General features: G+C 72.1%; 18 protein-coding genes. 12 read left to right on the top strand and 6 right to left on the bottom strand.

The genetic code is table 11. The features are described from left to right. Window positions 1-98: 98 nt before the first annotated feature. The 5 genes from ACIGJI_RS05990 to ACIGJI_RS05970 all read right to left on the bottom strand — a co-directional run bounded on the left by ACIGJI_RS05990 (window position 99) and on the right by ACIGJI_RS05970 (window position 3,973). On the bottom strand, window positions 99-395 hold the full coding sequence (locus tag ACIGJI_RS05990; protein ID WP_363445537.1) for a hypothetical protein: 297 nt from the start codon (window positions 393-395) through the stop codon (window positions 99-101). Then, a complete protein-coding gene (gene fliS, locus ACIGJI_RS05985; protein WP_363445957.1) occupies window positions 392-778 on the bottom strand; it encodes a flagellar export chaperone FliS in 387 nt (128 codons plus the stop codon). The genes ACIGJI_RS05990 and fliS overlap by 4 nt, the downstream gene beginning before the upstream one ends. A gap of 2 nt (window positions 779-780) precedes the next feature. Continuing rightward, a complete protein-coding gene (fliD, locus tag ACIGJI_RS05980) occupies window positions 781-2,169 on the bottom strand; it encodes a flagellar filament capping protein FliD (RefSeq protein ID WP_363445539.1) in 1,389 nt (462 codons plus the stop codon). An 88-nt stretch (window positions 2,170-2,257) separates the two neighbouring features. Beyond that, window positions 2,258-3,088: a flagellin gene (locus ACIGJI_RS05975; protein ID WP_197971868.1), complete on the bottom strand. Its 831-nt coding sequence runs from the start codon at window positions 3,086-3,088 to the stop codon at window positions 2,258-2,260. A gap of 81 nt (window positions 3,089-3,169) precedes the next feature. Beyond that, a complete protein-coding gene (locus tag ACIGJI_RS05970) occupies window positions 3,170-3,973 on the bottom strand; it encodes a sigma-70 family RNA polymerase sigma factor (protein ID WP_268777198.1) in 804 nt (267 codons plus the stop codon). A 218-nt stretch (window positions 3,974-4,191) separates the two neighbouring features. On the opposite strand from ACIGJI_RS05970, the gene flgN reads away from it, so the two are divergent. From flgN to ACIGJI_RS05920, 10 genes are read left to right on the top strand one after another with little or no spacing between them, the layout of a single operon-like run. Then, window positions 4,192-4,674, top strand: a complete 483-nt coding sequence (gene flgN, locus ACIGJI_RS05965; RefSeq protein ID WP_025104341.1) for a flagellar export chaperone FlgN — start codon at window positions 4,192-4,194, stop codon at window positions 4,672-4,674. A gap of 13 nt (window positions 4,675-4,687) precedes the next feature. Further along, entirely contained in the window at window positions 4,688-6,097 is a 1,410-nt protein-coding gene (gene flgK / locus ACIGJI_RS05960) for a flagellar hook-associated protein FlgK (RefSeq protein WP_366244429.1), read from the top strand. A 13-nt stretch (window positions 6,098-6,110) separates the two neighbouring features. Continuing rightward, window positions 6,111-6,992 carry a flagellar hook-associated protein FlgL gene (flgL, locus tag ACIGJI_RS05955; protein ID WP_187663414.1) on the top strand — a complete coding sequence of 294 codons (882 nt, stop codon included), beginning with the start codon at window positions 6,111-6,113 and terminating at the stop codon, window positions 6,990-6,992. Next, window positions 6,989-7,360 carry a flagellar assembly protein FliW gene (locus ACIGJI_RS05950; RefSeq protein WP_363445543.1) on the top strand — a complete coding sequence of 124 codons (372 nt, stop codon included), beginning with the start codon at window positions 6,989-6,991 and terminating at the stop codon, window positions 7,358-7,360. The genes flgL and ACIGJI_RS05950 overlap by 4 nt, the downstream gene beginning before the upstream one ends. Window positions 7,361-7,418: 58 nt before the next feature. Further along, window positions 7,419-8,036 (top strand): tRNA (adenosine(37)-N6)-threonylcarbamoyltransferase complex dimerization subunit type 1 TsaB, encoded by a 618-nt coding sequence (gene tsaB / locus ACIGJI_RS05945; RefSeq protein ID WP_363445545.1) that lies wholly within the window; start codon window positions 7,419-7,421, stop codon window positions 8,034-8,036. Further along, on the top strand, window positions 8,033-8,521 hold the full coding sequence (gene rimI, locus ACIGJI_RS05940) for a ribosomal protein S18-alanine N-acetyltransferase (RefSeq protein WP_259955207.1): 489 nt from the start codon (window positions 8,033-8,035) through the stop codon (window positions 8,519-8,521). Before tsaB ends, rimI begins: the two co-directional genes overlap by 4 nt. Continuing rightward, entirely contained in the window at window positions 8,518-9,606 is a 1,089-nt protein-coding gene (tsaD, locus tag ACIGJI_RS05935; protein WP_187663418.1) for a tRNA (adenosine(37)-N6)-threonylcarbamoyltransferase complex transferase subunit TsaD, read from the top strand. Before rimI ends, tsaD begins: the two co-directional genes overlap by 4 nt. Further along, entirely contained in the window at window positions 9,603-10,085 is a 483-nt protein-coding gene (locus ACIGJI_RS05930) for a hypothetical protein (protein WP_259955208.1), read from the top strand. The genes tsaD and ACIGJI_RS05930 overlap by 4 nt, the downstream gene beginning before the upstream one ends. Before the next feature lie 11 nt (window positions 10,086-10,096). Beyond that, window positions 10,097-11,161: a hypothetical protein gene (locus ACIGJI_RS05925; RefSeq protein WP_363445547.1), complete on the top strand. Its 1,065-nt coding sequence runs from the start codon at window positions 10,097-10,099 to the stop codon at window positions 11,159-11,161. Beyond that, window positions 11,145-12,332 carry a hypothetical protein gene (locus ACIGJI_RS05920; RefSeq protein WP_363445549.1) on the top strand — a complete coding sequence of 396 codons (1,188 nt, stop codon included), beginning with the start codon at window positions 11,145-11,147 and terminating at the stop codon, window positions 12,330-12,332. Before ACIGJI_RS05925 ends, ACIGJI_RS05920 begins: the two co-directional genes overlap by 17 nt. A gap of 6 nt (window positions 12,333-12,338) precedes the next feature. On the opposite strand, the gene ACIGJI_RS05915 is transcribed toward ACIGJI_RS05920, so the two are convergent. Next, window positions 12,339-13,538, bottom strand: coding sequence for an SAM-dependent methyltransferase (locus tag ACIGJI_RS05915; RefSeq protein WP_396667020.1), 1,200 nt, complete (start codon window positions 13,536-13,538; stop codon window positions 12,339-12,341). A gap of 156 nt (window positions 13,539-13,694) precedes the next feature. Here ACIGJI_RS05915 and groES point away from each other — a divergent pair, with 156 nt between their 5' ends. Both groES and rarD read left to right on the top strand, forming a co-directional pair. After that, window positions 13,695-13,991 carry a co-chaperone GroES gene (groES, locus tag ACIGJI_RS05910; RefSeq protein WP_017203655.1) on the top strand — a complete coding sequence of 99 codons (297 nt, stop codon included), beginning with the start codon at window positions 13,695-13,697 and terminating at the stop codon, window positions 13,989-13,991. A 131-nt stretch (window positions 13,992-14,122) separates the two neighbouring features. After that, window positions 14,123-15,055 (top strand): EamA family transporter RarD, encoded by a 933-nt coding sequence (gene rarD, locus ACIGJI_RS05905; protein ID WP_363445553.1) that lies wholly within the window; start codon window positions 14,123-14,125, stop codon window positions 15,053-15,055. The last annotated feature ends 64 nt before the right edge of the window (window positions 15,056-15,119 follow it).

Raw genomic sequence — 15,119 nt, 5'->3', positions numbered from 1 at the left:
TGTGTGGGCGAATTGGCCGTTCCCTGGCCGAGTCTTGCGAGCCATCCGTGCTCTCGGGAGACTGTCGGCCGTTCGTGCGGTTTCGTTAGGAGGGTCGCTCACCCGTCCACATCGAGGTAGGCGGGAGCATCCGGCGGGCGGGGTGCCGGAACCCGGCGGACGGCGCCGAGGTGCTGCCGCAGCCCGTCGAGCTCCGACCGGGCGCGTTCCATGGCGGCGTGCTGCCGGTCGATCACCGCGCGGGCGCGGTCGGCGAGGTGCGGCGGGAGCGGCGAGGACGGCGGCGCCCAGGGGATGATGTCATGCACCTCGACGGATCCGGCCGGCGCGGCGAGGATCCGGTCGGCGTCCGCCTCGAGCCTGTCCAGCAGCGCGGCCCAGTCCTCGTCCGTCATGCGCGGCCCTCCGCGACGGCCAGGGCGGCGGTGTGCCAGGCGTCGCGCAGCGGCACGACGAGCTCGCGGCAGGCATGGGTGCGCTCCGGGTCGCGGCCGATGTTGGCGCCGATCAGCGTCTGCGACAGGAACACGTACAGCGAGCGCAGTCCGGCGCTGCCGCTCCATTCGTCGGTGAGGGAGGACGACAGCTCGGCCACGATCGCCTGCGCGTGCTGGAGCTGGGTGTTGGCCTCGGCCCAGTCGGCCGCCCGCTGCGCCGTCTCCGCGCGCTCGATGTCGAGCAGGAGCCGGTCGTAGAGCATCGTGACCAGGCGCTCCGGCGGGGCGGACAGGATGGCGTCCTCGCGGTACCGCTGCTGGGCGCGCAGGGCGGCGTTCATGCTCACGAGTCCGACCCGGAACGGCTGCTCGGCAGCGAGTTGATCTGCGAGGCGAGGTAGGAGGACTGCGACTGCATCTGCGACAGCATCACCTCGAGGCGGGCGTAGGTGCGCTCCAGCGAGGCCTTGCGCTGCGCGAGACGCACGTCCCAGCGCTCCATCTGCTCGCCGAGGCTCTTGACCTCGCTCTCCTGGCCCGTGATCCGCGAGGTGAGCAGCCCGTCGTACTTGTCCGAGTAGGACGTCGCCGTCTGCTCCACACGCGCCGCGACCGCGGAGAAGAGAGCGCCGACGGCTGCGGGGTCCTTCGCCAGCGCCTCGGAGAACTTCTCCTCGTCGAAGGTGAGCTTGCCGTACATGTCGGTCGAGATGCCGACCGTGGAGGGGGAGACCCCGTCCACCGGGTGCTGGATGGCGTCGGCGAGGGCGGTCCGTAGGCCGCGGATGGTGCTGTCGCCGGTGAAGACGCCGAGCGTCGTCTTCTCGCCCTGTCCCGCGGCGACGGTGGCCTTCGAGCCGTTGTCGATGCGGGTGAAGATGTCGGTGAGGAGGGCGATGAACTCGCCGGAGGCCTTGGCCCTGGCCTCGCTGTCGACGGCGACGGTCACGGTGACGGGGGACGTCGAGACGGTGGAGACCGTGACGTCGACGCCCTCGAAGAGATCGGTGAAGGTGTTGCCGGACGAGGTGATGACCTGTTCGGCCGCGGTGCCGGCCCAGAGGCGCAGCTGCGCGTCCGTGCCCGTGGAGATGACGGCGGCCCCGGGCTCCGTGGACACGTCCGTGGCGGTGCCGGCGGTGACGGCGGCGAGGTCTCCCGCGTAGACGCGGAAGCGTCCCGCCTCGCCGGACTCCTCGGCCCGGAGCTGCAGGCGGTAGACGGGGGTGCCGTCGGCATCCTTGCCGGCGGGGACGGCGGTGGCGAGGACGCCCGTGTCGGCGTCGTTGATGGCCTGGGCGATGTCCTGCATCGAGGTGGAGTCGGCCTGCACCTGCAAGCGCTTCCCCGTGGCGTCCTCGAGGGTCAGCACGGGCGGGTCCGCGGGCCAGCGGGAAGCGGCGGCGGAGACGACGGTGTGCGCCTGGGCGACGCGGTCGACGACGATGTCGGTCGACACGGGCGCGGCGCCGGTGCGCAGGGCGACCTTCACCGATTCCGACGACGAGGTGCCGGTGAAGCGGTCGAGACCGCCAGGCGCTGCGGCCTTCTCGGCGGCGGCGGCGAGGTTCTGCACGGCGGTGTTCAGGGTGCGCAGCTGCGTCATGACGACGTTCTTGTCGTCGATCTTGGCCTTGAGCAGCGTGCGGGGGATGGCGTGCACGTCCATCAGCGCCTTGATGACCTCGGTGGTCTTCAGCCCCGACACGAGGCCGTCGAGCGAGAGCGACATGCGGCTTCCCTTCTGTGTGCGGCGGGGCCCGGGCGACGGCCGAAGCCGTCACCCGGACCCCCGGAGTGATTCCGTGCGGCGGCGCGGGTCAGCGCAGCAGCTGGAGCACGCCCTGGTTGGCCTGGTTGGCCTGGGCCAGCATGGCCGTTCCCGCCTGCGACAGGATGTTCGCGGACGTGAACTTGACCATCTCGGACGCCATGTCGGTGTCGCGGATGCGGCTCTCGGCGGCGGCGAGGTTCTCGGCCGACACGTTGAGGCTGTTGATGGTCGACTCGAAACGGTTCTGCAGCGCACCGTAGCCGGCACGTGCGGTCGAGACCGCCTGGATCTGCGTGTCGATGCCCGCCAGAGCCGCGCCGTACGTCGCCGCGTCCGTCATGCCGGCCGCGAGCGTCTTGATGTCGGCGCCGAGCGTGGCGAAGTTGGTCAGGCCCACCGAGATCTGGTCCTCGGCGGCGACCGCACCCGCACCCACCTGGAACGTCAGCGTCGCGCCGCCCGAGAGCAGCTTGATGCCGTTGAAGTTCGTGCTCGACGCGATCCGGGTGAGCTCGTCGCCCAGGGCGGAGATCTCGGTCTGGATGGCCTCGCGCGACTTCGCGTTGTTCGAGTCGTTCGCGCCCTGGTTGGTCAGGTCGCGCACGCGCTGCAGGATGGAGTGCACCTCGGTCAGGGCGCCTTCTGCGGTCTGGATGACCGAGATGCCGTCCTGGGCGTTGCGAGCCGCGACGTTCAGGCCGTTGACCTGCGAACGCAGGCCCTCGGAGATCGCGAGGCCGGCGGCGTCGTCCGCTGCGCGGTTGATGCGCAGACCGCTCGAGAGCTTCTCGAGCGACTTCGACAGGTCGTTCTGCGTGTTGGACAGGTTGCGGTAGGCGTTGAGCGCGCCCACGTTGGTGTTGATCTGCATACCCATGAGGGTTTCCTCCGTGATGTGTTGTACGGGAGACCATCCGTGGTCTCCTGCCCTGACCTATCGGCGGAGGATGCGGACGCGTTAGGCGGGGGCGGCGGCGCGGAAGACGTCGCCGATCCGGACGCCGGCGGCCTCGGCGATGCGGCCGAAATAGGCGTCGCGTGCGGCAGGCGAGACGCGGGTGGTGGTCGTGGTCTCTGTGCCGCCCTCGGCGAAGTACCGGTCGAGGGCGTCGCGGAGCAGGCGCACGGCCTCCGACCGCTGCTGCGAGACGGCCGAGTGGGTCACGCCCAGCTCCTCGGCGATCTCCTTCACGGGCCGCTCCTCGATGTAGACGGCCACGATGATGCGCCGCATGCGCTCGGGGAGGGCGCCGATGGCGTGTTCGAGCACCTCACGCCGTTCGCCGACCATCGCCGACTCCTCCGGCAGCGGGATGTCGGCGACGAGATCGCGCGTGGCGGGGTCGTCCAGCGGGGCGACGGTGCGTGCGGCGTCCGCGAGGGCCTCGACGACCACCTCCTTGGGGGAGCCCATGGCGGTGGCGATCTCGGTGGCGGTCGCCGTGCGGCCGAACGCGGCGGTGAGGGTCTCGCGGACGGCGACCGTCTCCTTGATGCGCTTGCGGATGCCGCGGGACGCCCAGTCCATGGCGCGCATCTCGTCGGCGAACGCGCCGAGGATGCGTCGACGGGCGTAGGCGCCGAAGGGGACGCCGAGCGCGGGGTCGTACGCGTCGGCGGCGGTCACGAGGGCGAGCGCGCCGACGGCGGCGAGCTCTTCGCGGGGGATATGGGTAGCCCGAGCATGGGTGTCTGCAGCGAGGTAGCCGACCAGGGGGAGGTTGGCCTCGACGAGGCGGTTGCGCTCAGCGCGCGACGACATGGGGGATGATCCACCTCTCTGGATGCACTCCGGAAGCTCATGGCGAGGGATAGATGGCCATATCACAAGGTCCGAGATATGTCCATGGGGAGCACTAACCGCCGCCAATGCACATAGTAACCTTAGGGGCGCGGCGGCCGATAGAGATTTATGAACCGTTAACAGGCGGGCCGATCGCACCCGCGTGGGGCGGGGGATCGCTGGGGACAAAGGGGATCATGGGAGCCAACGAACTATCGATGCAGCTCTGGCGCGAGCGCGAGCTGCTCGAGATGCTGCTTTTCAAGCTCGACGAGCAGCAGCTGCTGCTCGCCGCCGGCCGGTCGCACTGGATCCAGTTCGCGGCCAGGGAGATCGATCAGGTGCTCGACCGCCTCCGCGCGGCGAGCCTGGCCAGGGCCGTCGAGGTCGCCGGTGTCGCCGAGGAGTGGGGGGCTCCTCAGGACGCGACGATCGGTCAGCTCATCGAGCACGCTCCGGACGGAGCCTGGGGCGATGTCTTCACCGACCACATGCGTGCGCTGGTGAAGCTGACAGCGGAGGTCGAGCAGATGCGCGATGCCGCCGCGGAGCAGCTCAGCGGAGTGCTCCGCGCCACGCAGGAGACCATCGCCGCTCTCGGCCAGGAGAGCGGCGAATACACCACCCGCGGCGACCGCGCCCGCGAGGACGCCGCCCGCATCATCGACACCGAGATGTGACCGAGAGGGATTCATGTCGACCTTCAGTGGACTGACCACCGCCGCCAGCGGCCTCGCCGCCGCACGGCGGGGCATGGACGTGGTCGGGCAGAACATCGCCAACCAGAAGACCGAGGGGTACACGCGGCAGCGTGTCGAGACCTCCTCGATCGCCGCCGTCGCGCAGACGGGCCGCTTCAGCATGGGCGCGCTCCCCGGACACGGCGTCTCGATCGACGGGGTGTCCCGCCTCGGTGACGCGCTGCTCGACGCCCGGGTCCGCGACACCCTCGGCGCCTCCGGCTACTGGGCCACCCGCGCGCTGGCAGCGACGACTGCCGAGTCGGCCCTCGCGGAGCCGACCGACAAGGGCCTCGCCAACCGGCTGACCAGCTTCTGGGCGGGCTGGCAGGACCTCGCCAACACCCCGGATTCGGGTGCGGCGGCCGCGAGCATCCTGGAGTCGGCGAAGGAGCTCGCCGCCCCTATCTCCGGCGGCTACCGCACGGTCGCCGCGCAGTGGACCGCCGCCCGCGGGACCGCCGAGCGCACCGTCAGCCAGGTCAACGCCGCGGCCGACCAGATCGCGGTGCTGAACAGCGAGATCCGCGAGGCGCTGGCCTCGGGGCGTTCGGCCAACGAGCTCACCGACCGCCGCAACCTGCTCGCGGAGGACGTGGCCCGGCTCGCCGGCGCGACGGCCACCGTGGAGACGGACGGCACGCTCACGGTCCGCCTCGGCGGCAACGCCCTGGTCTCCGGCGGCGACGCCCGTCACATCGCGCTGACCGGCTCGGCGACGATCGACGGCGCTCCGCGCGTCGGGGTCGCCTGGGAGTCGGTGCCGGATCTTCCCCTCGTCGTCGACGGGGGAGAGCTGGGCGGCTCCCTCGCGGTGCTCGCCCCGGCCGCCGACGGCGGGATGCTGGCGCAGCTCGCCGCGACCTACGACCGCGTGGCCACGGCCCTCGCGGAGTCGCTCAATGCCCAGCACCGCGCCGGCGTCACGGCGTCCGGACAGCCGGGCGGCGACTTCTTCACTCTCCCGGCCACCGGCTCCGCCGCGCTCGGGATGCAGGTGGCCGTCACCACGGCGGCCGACCTCGCCCTCGCCGCCCCCGGGGCCGGAGCCAAGGACGCGACCAACGCCGACCTCATCTCCCAGATCGGGCGGCGCGCGACCTCTCCGGACGCACTGTGGACCGATCAGGTGACCCGCTTCGGCGTCGCCACCGCGGCCGACGTGCAGCGCGCGAAGGTGTCGGATGCGGCGGCTGTCGGCGCCGTCAGTGCGCAGCAGTCCGTCGCGGCCGTGGACGGCGACGAGGAGACGATCAGCCTCCTCACGTACCAGACCGCCTACCAGGCGGCGGCCCGCGTGCTCACCGCCGTCGACGAGGCCCTCGACGTGCTCATCAACCGCACGGGCGTCGTCGGACGCTGATCGGAGAAGCTCCATGATCTCTCGCGTGACCCAGACCACGATGACGCAGACGGCGATGCGCCAGCTGCAGTCGAACCTGTCCGAGCTCGCCCGTCTGCAGGAGCAGGCGACGTCGCAGAAGGCGTTCGCCGCCCCCTCGGACGACCCGGCAGCGGCGGCGGCCGCCCTCGCCCTGCACGCCGAGCAGCGGCGCACCGAGCAGTATGCGCGCAACATCGACGACGGCCTGGCCTGGGTGACTGCCGCCGATACGGCGATCACCTCCAGCACGTCCCTGCTCTCGCGGGTGCGGGACCTCACCGCGCAAGGGGCCAACGACGGGGCGCTGGACGCCACGGCGAAGGAGGCCCTCGCGGTGGAACTGGAGGGCATCCGCGACGAGCTGCTCGCGCAGGCGAACACCCGGCTGCTCGGCCGGTCCGTCTTCGCCGGCACGTCGGACACCGCGGCCTTCGGGTCCGACTACTCCTACAGCGGTGTCGCCGGCTCCGAGGTCACCCGCCGGGTGTCCGATGCGGCCGCGGTCCGCGTCGACACGGACGGTGCGGCGGTGTTCGGCACCGGAGACGACTCGGTGTTCGCCCTCGTCGACCGCATCGTCGCCGATCTCCGCTCCGGCACCAACGTGGGGCCCCGGCTCGCGGAGATCGACGACCGCCGAACGGCGATGCTCGGTGCTCAGGGCGCGGTCGGCACCAGACAAGCTCAGATCGAACGCGCCAAGGAGGCGGCAGTGCAGAATTCCGTGTCCCTCGAGTCCCGCCGCGCCGCGGTCGAGGATGTCGACTCGGTCGAGGTGCTCATCCGCCTGCAGGCGCAGGAGCTCGTCTACCGCTCGGCGCTCGCCGTGAACGCCCGCGTGCTGCAGCCGACGCTGATGGACTTCCTGCGATGACCGCCGTGCTCACCTTCACCGCCCCGCCGCCCGGGCTGGCTCCGCACGTGGACTTCGCTCTCGCGCCCGTCGACGGTGCGGACGGGCTCTTCGCGATGCGGGCGGTCGAGGACGACGCCCTGCGGCTCTTCCTCGTCGACCCGAACACGGTCCTGGCGGAGTATGCGCCGATCCTCACGGACGCCCAGGTGGCCGACCTCGCTCTCGCCTCGGCGGACGACGCCTTCGTGCTCGTGGTGGCCCACCCGGGCGTCGACGGGGTCAGCGTCAACCTGCTGGCGCCGGTCGTCGTGAACCGGGCGACGGGAGCGGCGACCCAGGTCATCCTCGAAGGCCAGGACTACCCGGTGCGGGCGCCGCTGGGCTGACCCGCGCGGGTGCCGGGGCGCCGGGCGTGACGGGCGGGGTGACGACTACCCTGGAGACGTGATCCTCGCCGTCGACACGTCCCTTGGCACCGCCGTCGCCCTCATCGACCCGGACGGGACCTCTCGTGCCGAGGCCGGTACCGCCGATCCGCTGGGCCACGCCGAGGTGATCGGCGACCTCGTCCACGACGTACTCCGGGAGGGGGGACCCGACGGCATCACTCACGTCGTCGCCGGCATGGGCCCCGGTCCGTTCACCGGACTGCGCATCGGCATCGCGACCGCCAGGGCGTTCGCCCTCGGGCGCGGCGTCCCGGTGGTGCCGGTGCCGAGCCATACGGCGGCCGCGCTGACGATCCAGTCCACGGTGACCGGGCCGTTCGCCGTCGTCACCGACGCCCGCCGCCGCGAGGTCGCCGTCACCGTGTTCGACGGACAGGATGAGGACGGGATCCCGCGCACGATCGCCGACACGGTGCTCGTGCGGGCCGCCGACGCCGACGATCATCTCGCCGGTCTCCGCCGGGTCGACGTGACGACGCTGTCCGCAGCCGACCTCGCCAGGGTGGGAGCGCGCGCATTCGCCGCCGGGCGGGTCCTCGCGGGGGACGAGCCGCTCTACCTGCGGCACCCGGATGTGTCCCTGCCCGGTGCTCCGAAGAAGGTGGGCGCATGACGCTCCGGGACGCGCGGCCGGACGATCTCGACGCGATCATGGCCATCGAGCAGCGCTCGTTCCCGACCGACGCGTGGAGCCGGGACACCATGGCGAGCGAGCTGGCGAGCCCGCACGGCCGCTACCTCGTCGACGAGCGGGGCGGGGCGATCGTCGGATACGGCGGCATCCGGGCGCTGCAGGGCGGTGCGGACGCCGACATCCAGACCATCGCCCTCCTCGCCGAGGTCCGGGGTCAGGGCCGCGGGCGCGCGCTGCTGCGTGCGCTGCTCCAGGCGGCCGCCGACCGCGGGGCGCTCGAGGTGTTCCTCGAGGTGCGCGCCGACAACCCTCCGGCCGAAGGACTGTATCGCGCGGAGGGCTTCGAGGAGATCGGCAGGCGCCCCCGCTACTATCAGCCGGATGACGTGGACGCGATCGTGATGCGTCTGGATCTGCGCCGCCACCCGGCGCCCGCCGACACGCCGGAGGAGGCGACCGCATGAGTGAGCCCCTGGTGCTCGGCATCGAGACGAGCTGCGACGAGACCGGCATCGGCATCGTGCGCGGTCGTACGCTGCTGTCCAACACGATCGCCTCCAGCATGGACGAGCACGCCCGGTACGGCGGCGTCGTGCCGGAGGTCGCCGCCCGCGCGCATCTCGAGGCCCTCCAGCCGACCATCGACGCCGCGCTCGCCGAGGCCGGCGTCCGTCTCGCCGACCTCGATGCGGTGGCCGTGACCAGCGGTCCGGGCCTCGCGGGAGCGCTCATGGTCGGTGTGGGGGCGGCGAAGGGACTCGCGGTCGCCCTGGACAAGCCGCTGTATGCGGTCAATCACCTCGTCGGTCACATCGCGGCCGACATCCTGACGCCGGACTCGGCGCCGTTGGAGTATCCGACGATCGCGCTGCTGGTCTCCGGCGGCCACACCTCCCTGCTCCACGTGCGCGATCTCACGACCGACGTGGAGCTGCTCGGCGAGACCGTGGACGACGCCGCGGGCGAGGCTTTCGACAAGGTCGCTCGACTGCTGTCCCTGCCCTACCCCGGCGGCCCCGAGATCGACAGGGCCGCGGTGGGCGGAAACCCGGACGCGATCCGCTTCCCGCGCGGGCTGTCCCGCGCCTCCGACCTCGCGAAGCATCGCTACGACTTCTCGTTCTCCGGGCTGAAGACCGCGGTCGCCCGCTGGATCGAGCGCTTCGAGGCCGAGAACGCCGAGGCGGGTGCCGACGCCCGGGACCTCCCGATCGCCGACGTCGCCGCCAGTTTCCGGGAGGCCGTCGTCGACGTCTTGGTCACCAAGGCGCTCAACGCGTGCGCCGACCTCGGAGTGCCGCGGCTGCTCCTGGGCGGCGGTGTGATCGCGAACCGTCGGCTCCGCGACGTCGCCCTCGCCAGGGCCGCCGAGGCCGGCGTCACCGTGCGCATCCCTCCGCTGTCGCTCTGCACGGACAACGGCGCCATGATCGCGGCGCTGGCCGCTGAGCTCATCGCGTCCGGGCGCCCCGCATCGACCCTCGGCTTCGGCGCCGACTCGACCCTGCCGGTCACCGAGATCCAGGTCGCGGAGGCGGTGCCGGCGTGACCGGGCTCGCGCAGGAGCCGGAGTCGGACGGGGCCACGCCCCGTGCGCGGGTCGAGCGCGCGAGCGGGCAGGTCGAACGCCCGGCAGGGACGGCGCGCCTTCCCGGAGCGCCGCGCGAGGGCTACACGAAGCTGCCGACCGGTCCGGTCGGCATCGAGCCCGTCGTCGTGACCGGGCCCGACCTCGACCACGGAGAGGACGAGGGCTGGGAGCCGGCGGTCGAGCCCGCCGTCGTCGACGACACCCGCCTGGCCCCGTGGGCGCTGCTCGCGGCGATCGTCGCCCTCGGCGCGTCGTTCTTCGTCGGGTGGGGGATCCCGGTCGCGATCGTCGCGGTGATCGCCGCCATCATGTCCCTCCGACGCCCCGTGGAGAACCGGGCGATCGCGCGCTGGGCCCTCGTGCTCGGCCTGTGCGCGACCGTGTACAGCCTGGGATGGCTGGTCTGGGCGGGGATGCAGTTCGAGAGACTCGGCTAGGCGGGCTGGCCATGACGGACGACGACGACGTCGAGGAGCGCAGGGCCCTGCTGCGCAAGGCTTTCGGCCCGGGCGGAGGCCTCACGGACGCGGAGGCCGCGCGCCTGCGACAGCTCGACGCTGACCGGCGACGCCCGTCGCCGGGACCTCCGCCGTCCCTCGGCTCCTTCGCCGCTGCAGAGGACGACGACGAGCCGTCGGCCGGAGACGACGCGCCCGTGGAGCCGGACGAGGAGTCCACGGACGTCGTCACCGCTCAGAGCGACGTTCCGGCTCAGAGGCGGCGGCGCCGTTCCCTCGGCATGCTCGCGCTCGGCGCGGTCGTCGTGCTCCTCCTCGGGGTCGGCGTGGGATGGCTGGCGTTCGGCCGGAGCGGCGGCACAGCGGTCTCCCTCAGCGCCGAGCAGCAGGGATGGCAGTCCGATCTCGTCGCGTCCGGACGATTCGACCCGGGCTCGGTGCGCGCGCTCGCGACGGAGGACGACGCGGTCATCTGGGTGGCGACGCAGAACGGGGGTGCGAGCATCTGCCTGGTCCTGGGCGCAGGGGAGAGCACGACGCCGAGCTGCAACCAGCGGGAAGCGGTGCAGGAGGACGGCCTCTGGGGCGAGGTGACGACCCAGCGCGACGACGAGTACACGCGCCAGGTCATGGCCCATCTGCTCCTCACGCCCGACGGTGAACCGGCGGTGAGCGTCGACGTCTCGGAGTACGGCTCCGGCGAGAGCGGCCCCACCTACGCGAACGAGGCGGAGACACGGACCGCCGAGCGCCTGGCCGATGACGGCTTCGACCCGAACTCGATCTGGGTCGCCGGGTACGACCGCGACGTCCCGATCTGGACGGCCTCCGAAGGGGAGACGGGTCGGCAGTGCCTCATCTACGACGGGGCGACGGCCGACGCGCCGCGGGCCTGTGAGACGACGGAGACGCTGCAGGAGCACGACGGTCGGCTGCGGTTGCAGGTGACCGACGCGGAGACCGGTGGAATGACGACCTACGAGCTGCCGACCTCCGGTTTCGGGTCGTTCGTGATCATCCGAGAGGGGAGCGACGTCGGTGCGGGAGGAGACTGACCGCCAGGGCTCCGCTGCGGCGGAGGAGCGCCGAGCACTGGAGCGCGCGGCCTATGGTCGGGACGGCGGACTCGACGCCGCCGGTGCCCGGCGCCTGCGCGAGCTCCAGGAGGAGCATCGACGGCAGGAGCTTCCGGCGGAGGAACGGCCGACGGCAGCCTCCGAGGCGCTCCCGGTGGCGGAAGACGAGGGTCGGGAGTCCGATCCGCCGCCGGCTTCCGACGCATCGCCGCTCGCCGCGGCCGGAGCACCACCCGCACCCGTCGAGACGGGCGCGCCGATGCGGGCGCGCGGAGTCGTGCCGGTGCTCGTGGCGGCAGCGACCCTCCTGGCGATCGGCGTCGGGGCGGGGTGGGCGCTGTTCGCCCCGCGGTCGGAGGCGTTCCCCTTGACCGAGGCGCAGGAGCAGCGACGGATCGAACTCGCCGGGGAGGACTACGACCCCGGCTCCGTGCGCCCGGTGGCGGAGGCGGAGGGCGCGCTCGCCTGGTTCGCCACGCAGGATGACGGGGCCACCCGGTGCCTGATCCTCGACGTGGGCGAGGACTCCCAATCCACCTGTCTGGCAGCGGAGGAGGAGCTGGGGCCGGGCCTGTACGCCGCGCTCCCCGTGGCGGCCTCCGATACCGGTGACGACGAGGACTCGTTCTCCACCGACAGCGTGACGGCGGTGATGCTGTTCTCCACCGCGGACGAGCCGATGGTGAGCATCCAGCGGTGGGGCGGAAGCTCCACGCTCTTCGCCCAGTTCGGGGAGGAGCAGCGCCCGAGGGTGAAGGAACTCATCCGCGACGGTTATGACCTCAACCTCACCCTCCTCGGCTCGTTCCGCGAGCAGCCGGTGTGGCTGGGCGACCGCCGTACGACGACCGGCCCCGCCCAGCGCTGCCTGATCGTCGACGCCGACGGTTCGCGGCAGTGCGCCACCCTCGACGAGGCGCTCCAGTCCGGGCTGCGCGTGCAGCTCCTCGACGTGGATCAGGAGACGGGAGAGCTGCTGTCGGCGTCCGTGGTCGAGGTGGCCTTCACCCGCTGGCAGATGCCGTACCTCACGGTGACCTCGGGCCCGGCCGTGGTCGACGAGGCGACGGGCGAGTCGTATCTCGTGACCACCGGGCCGCCGGGGGATCCGATCCGCGTCGACATCCCTGGCCGCGACCCGGACGACTGATCGCTCTCAGTCCGCGACGGGCACCCGGTCGGCGAGGATCGCGCGTCGCTGATCGCCGAAGCGGGCGAGGATCAGGGTCGCCTCGGCGTCGCCGCGCAGGGTCAGCTTGCGCCGGAAGGCCGCGGGGTCGACGTCGACCCCGCGCTTCTTGATCTCGATGCGGCCGATGCCGTGCGTCTTCAGGGCCGCGTTGATCGTCTTCGGCGTGATCGGCAGCGTCTCCCGGACGCGGAAGGACTGCACGAACGGGCTCGTCAGCGCGGCATCGGAGGTGAGGTAGGCGATGCGCGGGTCGAGCATCCCCGCATCGAGGCTGCGGGCGACGTCGCCGATGAGGCGCGCCCGGATGACGGCGCCGTCCGGCTCGTGGAGGAAGGCCCCGAGCGGTCGGACCGGAGCGTCCTCGGCATCGGCAGGGCCGGTGAGCTCGTGCGAGCGCTCGCCGCGGATCACCAGGGCCGAGCGCCGGACCCCTTCCCTGGCCAGCTCCCTGGACCAGACGACGAGCTCCACGACGCTGCCGTCGGCGCTGACCCACTGCGTCTCCGCGTCCGCGGGCAGGGCGTCGCGGTCGTGGGCGGGGCCGAGCTTGATCCCCGTGGGGCGCTGCGCGGCGACGGCGAACGCCCAGTCGAGGGACGGCGAGTAGTCGTCGGCGGAGACGCGCCGGGTCTCGCTGTGTCCGGAGGTGCGGCGGGCGGGATCCATCCAGATCGCCTGGCCGGGGACCGGCTCTCCGAGCGCGTCCTCGGCCGTGGCATGCCGGACGGTGGCGTCGTCCCCGAACGGGGCGAGGTTGTAGGCGGCGAGGGCCGCGGTCACCTCGTCGGCGTCCACCGCATGGACCGCCAGTCCCGCGCCGGCGAACGCGAGGGCGTCGCCGCCGATCCCGCAGCCGAGGTCCGCGACGCTCGTGAGGCCGGCTCGGCGGATCCGCTGGGCGTGGCGGGCGGCCACGCCGAGGCGGGTGGCCTGCTCGAGGCCCGCGCGGGTGAAGAGCATGCGGGCGGCGAAGGGGCCGAACTTCGCCGTGGCCCTGGCGCGCAGGTGCGCCTGCCCGACGACGGCGGAGACGAGGTCGGGGGAGTGTCCCGCAGCCCGCAGCCGGGAGACGGCTGCGGCCGCCTCGGCGGTGGAGGTGACCGGCCCGAGCGCGTCGAGCAGCTCGAGGCCGGCGGGGGTCAGCAGGGCGCGCAGCTCGGACATCTCCACCCTCCCAGCCTAGGACCCGCGTGACGTGTGACCCGGGTTGGCACTCGCATTGCATGAGTGCCAGCCGACCGCATACACTGGCATTAGCACTCTCGGGTTGAGAGTGCGAACGAGTCTTTCGTGTCAGCGTCAAGAAAGAAGAGGTAGACCGTGTCGGTTTCCATCAAGCCGCTCGAGGACCGCATCGTCATCAAGCAGGTCGAGGCCGAGCAGACCACCGCGAGTGGCCTGGTCATCCCCGACACCGCCAAGGAGAAGCCCCAGGAGGGCGAGGTCGTGGCGGTCGGCCCCGGCCGCATCGACGACAACGGCAACCGCGTTCCGCTCGACGTCGCCGTCGGCGACCGCGTGCTCTACAGCAAGTACGGCGGCACCGAGGTGAAGTTCGGCGCGGACGAGTTCCTCGTCCTGTCGGCTCGCGACGTCCTGGCGGTCGTCGTCCGCTGATCGCACACTCGGTTCCCTCTGCACGGCGGACGGGAACCCGGTCCGAAGAGGGCCCGGATGCTTCGGCATCCGGGCCCTCTTCCGCGTCCGGAGCGGCGCGGCCCTCGTCCTCGCGGGCATAGGGTTGTGCGGTGACCCCCGAGACGACCCGCGCCACCCGGACGGCGGGCGTCGCCTACGCCGGGAGCGCATACCTCCTGTGGGGCGTGCTGCCGCTCTACTTCCTCCTGCTGCAGCCCACCGGGCCGTGGGAGGTGGTCGCCTGGCGGGTGCTGCTCTCCTTCGTCTTCTGTCTTCTGCTGCTCACCGTCACGAGGGGATGGCCCGCCTTCCTCGCGATCGTCCGGAGTCCGCGACTGCTCGGGTGGACGGCCCTCGCCGGCCTGCTCATCTACGTCAACTGGCAGGTCTTCGTCCTCGGCACGTTGAGCGAGAACGTGGTGGAGACGGCGCTCGGCTACTTCATCAACCCGATCACCACCGTGCTGCTCGGCGTCTTCGTCCTCAAGGAGCGCCTCCGCCGTCTGCAGTGGGCGGCGGTCGGGATCGCGGCCGTCGCGGTCGTCGTCATCATCGTGGCGTACGGCCACGTCCCCTGGATCGCCCTGACCCTCACCGCTTCCTTCGGTCTGTACGGGCTCATCAAGAAGAAGATCGGCCCTGCCGTCGACGCGGTCAGCGGGTTGACGCTCGAGTCGTTCTGGCTGATCCCCACCGCGGTGGTGCAGCTCGTGATCGTGGCGACGACGCCCGTCGGCCTGACGATGGGGACCGCGGGCTGGCCGCACGCCGTGCTGCTCGCCTTCGCGGGGGTGGCCACGGCTGTCCCCCTGCTGCTGTTCGCGGCCGGCACGCGTCGCGTCGACCTCACGATCATCGGGATGCTGCAGTTCCTCACCCCGGTCCTGCAGTTCGTGATCGGGGTCGTCGTGCTGCACGAGCCGATGCCGCCGGAGCGCTGGATCGGGTTCCTCCTGGTGTGGGTCGCGATCGCGGTCTTCGTCGTCGATCTGCTCCTCGCCGCGCGTCGCGGCCGTCGTGCCACCCGCGCCGCGGCGCTCTGATCGGTCCTGTCCGCGCCCCGAAACGGCGGCCCTGGATCGTTAACGCACCGAGATACTTGCCCCT

It is taken from the genome of Microbacterium sp. NPDC064978, assembly GCF_044543605.1.
GTDB lineage: Bacteria > Actinomycetota > Actinomycetes > Actinomycetales > Microbacteriaceae > Microbacterium > Microbacterium meiriae.
The sequence above is the reverse complement of the archived record's forward strand: the minus strand, read 5'-3'. Positions and strand labels throughout refer to the sequence as shown.